Origin of the sequence: Streptomyces sp. NRRL B-24572, assembly GCF_002156145.1 — a bacterium.
Lineage (GTDB): Bacteria > Actinomycetota > Actinomycetes > Streptomycetales > Streptomycetaceae > Streptomyces > Streptomyces vietnamensis.
The window spans coordinates 1-3,882 of record NZ_MWIG01001016.1; the positions used below are offsets into that span (position 1 = coordinate 1).

General features: G+C 73.1%; 4 protein-coding genes and 1 pseudogene. 1 reads left to right on the forward strand and 4 read right to left on the reverse strand.

The window, feature by feature from the left end; translation table 11 throughout:
* A pseudogene (locus tag CCN56_RS39590) lies at positions 1-226 on the reverse strand (hypothetical protein); the annotation flags it as partial.
* Between the two features lie 213 nt (positions 227-439).
* Between CCN56_RS39590 and CCN56_RS39595 the strand changes: the two are divergent.
* A complete protein-coding gene (locus CCN56_RS39595; protein ID WP_086832424.1) occupies positions 440-1,012 on the forward strand; it encodes a hypothetical protein in 573 nt (190 codons plus the stop codon).
* A 57-nt stretch (positions 1,013-1,069) separates the two neighbouring features.
* Here CCN56_RS39595 and CCN56_RS39600 read toward each other — a convergent pair whose 3' ends face one another.
* The 3 genes from CCN56_RS39600 to CCN56_RS39610 all read right to left on the reverse strand — a co-directional run.
* The gene (locus CCN56_RS39600) at positions 1,070-2,080 is read right to left on the reverse strand and encodes an LLM class F420-dependent oxidoreductase (protein WP_086832425.1); all 1,011 of its coding nucleotides are present in this window, start codon (positions 2,078-2,080) and stop codon (positions 1,070-1,072) included.
* Positions 2,081-2,190: 110 nt separating this feature from the next.
* On the reverse strand, positions 2,191-3,045 hold the full coding sequence (locus CCN56_RS39605) for a hypothetical protein (protein ID WP_179200155.1): 855 nt from the start codon (positions 3,043-3,045) through the stop codon (positions 2,191-2,193).
* Positions 3,046-3,154: 109 nt separating this feature from the next.
* On the reverse strand, positions 3,155-3,882 hold a 728-nt coding region (locus CCN56_RS39610), incomplete at its 5' end, for an N-acetylmuramoyl-L-alanine amidase (RefSeq protein WP_086832427.1).

Below are 3,882 nucleotides of genomic sequence, written 5' to 3' on the forward strand. Positions count from 1 at the left end.
GCCCCGCACCCGCCCCTCCGGCGGACCCCCCTTGTACCCGCAGCTCGCCGCCGAAGCCGATGAGCAGCGACACCCGCCCGCTCGGCACGACGAGCCGTTCCTGCGGCACCCCCGCGGTCGTACGGAACCCCCGGTACGTGCCGATGCCCGGCCGCAGCCGGGCATCGGGCGCCCCGTAGTACCACTGGCACCGGCCCCCACCGGTGCACACGCGGCTTCTGACCATCTATCCCTCGAACCTCCCGATCCGTCTCGGTGATCACTCTCCGAGAGGCCCGGCGGCGAGGGCCAGAGGCGCCGTCGTCCCAGGGACGCGGAGGGACGTCCCACGGCTCTGACCTGCGGGGACGTGCATCGAGTGGTCCGGAACAAGGGACGGCGGGCCCCATACGGGCCCACTCCGCTGGCGCGCCCCCGGGCCGCCCGCGAGGCTGACGTCATGCCTACCGCGCCCCGCTTCGTGCGAGCCCGCCGCGCCCTCGTCGCCGTCCTCCTGTCCGGCGCGCTGCTCTCGACCACGGCCGCGTGCGGCGACGACTCGCAGAGCATGGCGACGACCGCCGACGAGCACGCGACCCCGTCGGCGAGCGCGAGCTTCGAGAAGCAGAAGCTGGCCAAGACCCGCTTCGTGGCGAACGCGGGTCTCGCGGCGGGCGCCACGTACCAGTGGATCGTGAAGCCCTATCGCGCGGGCAAGTTCAAGAAGGGCGCCGACGGCCGCACCTTCGCTCTCGTCAAGGCGGGCCTCGCGGGCGCGTTCACGTACAACCGCCTCAAGGCCGCCGTGAACAACGCCAAGGGCGACCCGCTCCTCTCGAAGGCGGTCGCGCCGCTGAGCGCCGGCATCGAGTCGCTGAAGGGGCTCGGTACGAAGCTCCGCAAGGGCGACGCGACCGACGGCGACGTCGGCGCCTTCGAGGGCGTCATCAACAGCGTGAAGGAGGCGGGGAAGAGCGCGGGCGCCGAGGTCGTCGACAAGGTGCCGAGCGCGTCCCAGCTCAGCGGCGGCTGATGCCCGTGACGCGTCGATGCCCGTGACGAGTCGATACCCGTGACGCGTCGATGCCCGTTACGAGTTGAGCTCGGCGAGCGTACGCAAGGTGGCCGGGTCCGGTGCCGTGACCAGCAGGTCCGTCACCGGGCCCTGCCGCCATCTCTCCAGGCGTTCGGCGATCCGCTCCCGGGGGCCGACGAGCGAGATCTCGTCCGCGAAGGCGTCCGGTACGGCGAGCACGGCCTCCTCCCGCCGGCCCGCCGCGAACAGCTCCTGGATGCGGCGGGCCTCCTTCTCGTACCCCATGCGCCCCATCAGGTCGGCGTGGAAGTTGCGGGCCGCGTGCCCCATGCCGCCGATGTAGAAGCCGAGCATCGCCTTGACCGGCAGCAGCCCGGCCGCCACGTCCTCGCAGAGCTGCGCCCGGACCATCGGGGCGACCAGGAAGCCGTCGGGGAGCGCGTCCGGCAGGGCGTACACCTCGGCCCAGCGGTCGGGCGTCCAGTAGAGGGGGAGCCAGCCGTCGGCGATGGCGAGGGTCTGCGCGATGTTCTTCGGTCCCTCGGCGCCCAGCAGGATCGGGACGTCGGCGCGCAGCGGGTGCGTGATCGGCTTGAGCGCCTTGCCGAGGCCGGTGCCGTCCGGTCCTGTGTACGGGTGGGAGTGGTGGCGTCCGTCGAGCCGTACGGGGGCCTCGCGGCGCAGCACCTGGCGGACCACGTCCACGTACTCGCGGGTCGCGGTCAGCGGGGAGCGGGGGAAGGGGCGCCCGTACCAGCCCTCGACGACCTGCGGCCCGGACAGGCCGAGCCCGAGCAGGACGCGCCCGCCGGAGAGGTGGTCGAGCGTGAGCGCGTGCATCGCGGTGGTGGTGGGCGCGCGGGCGGCCATCTGCGCGACGGCGGTGCCCAGCCTGATGCGGCTGGTGTGCGCGGCGATCCAGGTCAGCGCGGTGAAGGCGTCGGAGCCCCAGGCCTCGGCGGTCCACACGGAGTCGTAGCCGAGCCGCTCGGCCTCGCGGGCGAGGTCGAGGTGGGCGGGGGAGGGGCCGCGGCCCCAGTAGCCGAGGGCGAGTCCGAGCCGCATGCCCGCATCCTTTCTGACGCTTCGTCAGATACGTGTTGCGGGGACTGTACGGCAACGGCCCCCTGCCCGGAAGGGATTCCGGGCGGAGGGCCGTCGGGTGGAGCGGGGGATCAGCCGCGCTGGATGCCGGTGGTGTCCTGGAGGACACCGCGGCGGCCGTCCTGCGTCTGGGCCACCAGGCCCGGACCGCGCTGCTCGACCGCCAGGTACCAGGTGCCCGGGGCGAGTTCGGCGATCGGCGCCTGCGAGCCGTCCTCCGCGTACAGCGGACGCGCGACCGGGACCGCGAACCAGAACGGCGCGAAGTCCGCGGCCGGCTGCGGGGCCGGGGCGGCCGCCTGCGGCTCGGGCTGCTGCGCGGCCTGCGGCTGCGGGGCGGCGGCCTGCGCGCCGAACGGCTGGCCCGCACCCTGCGAGGGGTCCTGCGGGGCGCCGTACGGCTGCTGCTGCGCACCCGGGTAGCCGTAGCCGCCGGGGACGCCCGGCTGACCCGGCTGGCCGGGCTGCATGCCGTACGGCTGCGGGGCCTGCGGCTTGGGCGCGGTGACGAGCGGGGCCTTCAGGGCGGGGATCATCGGACCGGCGACGGCGGCACCGGCCAGGGCCAGGGAGGCGATGAGGCCGAGGATCAGGCCCGCGCCGGCGTCGGGCCCGTCGAGGTCGATGATCGTCCAGAGGAACGACCAGGCGGTGAAGATCGTGGCGGCGACACCGAACTGGGCGAGGTCCAGGCCCAGGACCTTGCGCGGCTGCGACTGCGGCAGCGCGCGGGGGAGGATGATCAGGACCGCGCCGATGACGCCCACCATGTAGACGCCGATGGCGTTCCCCAGGGAGGACCAGGAGTTCGAGGCGCCGGCGGTCACGCCCGTGTAGGAGTAGTAGCCCAGGAACGAGGCGATGAACAGCAACGCCGCTGCACCGATCAGCACGCCGTCGCCTCGGGTGAGGGATCGGATATCCACGTAAGAGTCCTTCGTCAGGTCGTCGGTCGTCGCGTCGGGGGTGGCGCTCGGGTGTTTCACGGCGCGGGAGGGGCCCCATCGTACGGAGCGAATCTATCGCCCGCCGTTCCTACCCCTCGAGGTAGGTCGCGATGCCGTCCGCGAGCCCCTGCGCCGCCTTCTGCCGCCACGTCGACGACGTGAGCAGCTGTGCGTCCTTCGGGTCACGCATATTGCCGCATTCGACGAAGACCTTGGGGACGGTCGAGAGATTGAGTCCGCCGAGATCGTCCCGTACGTCCAACCCCGTACCGTCGCCGATGTAGTTGGCGGGCGAGGTGCCGGTGGCGCGCGCGAACCGGTCCGCGATCCGCTCCCCGAGCGTACGGGACGGGCCGACGATCTTCGCGGTGTCGGCGGAGCCCGCCCGGACCTTCGCGGGCAGGATCACGTGGAAGCCGCGGTTGCCCGCGGCCGAGCCGTCCGCGTGGACGGAGACCACGGCGTCGGCGCGGGCCGCGTTCCCGATCCGCGCCCGCTCGTCGATGCACGGCCCCCAGGGGCGCTCGCCGTCATGGGTGAAGACCACCTTGGCGCCGCGCGCGGTGAGGAGGTCCCGCAGCCGGTGGGAGACGTCGAGGGTGAAGGAGGCCTCGGGGTAGCCGGCGTTGGTGGAGGTGCCGGTGGTGTCGCACTCCTTGCGAGTCGTCCCGATGTTCACCTTTTGGTTGATTTCCATTGAGTGGCGGAAATTGCCGGAGTTGTGACCGGGGTCGATGACGACGGTCCTCCCGGCGAGCGAACCGCTCCCCCGGGCCGGGACCGGCGAGCGGGTGGGCCGGGGGAGCGGTTCGCTCG

What these genes read in the sequence shown, in the direction of transcription:
- CCN56_RS39595 (WP_086832424.1), top strand. Translation starts at nt 440, where the DNA reads ATGCCTACCGCGCCCCGCTTCGTGCGAGCCCGCCGCGCCCTCGTCGCC.
- CCN56_RS39600 (WP_086832425.1), bottom strand. Translation starts at nt 2,080, where the DNA reads ATGCGGCTCGGACTCGCCCTCGGCTACTGGGGCCGCGGCCCCTCCCCC.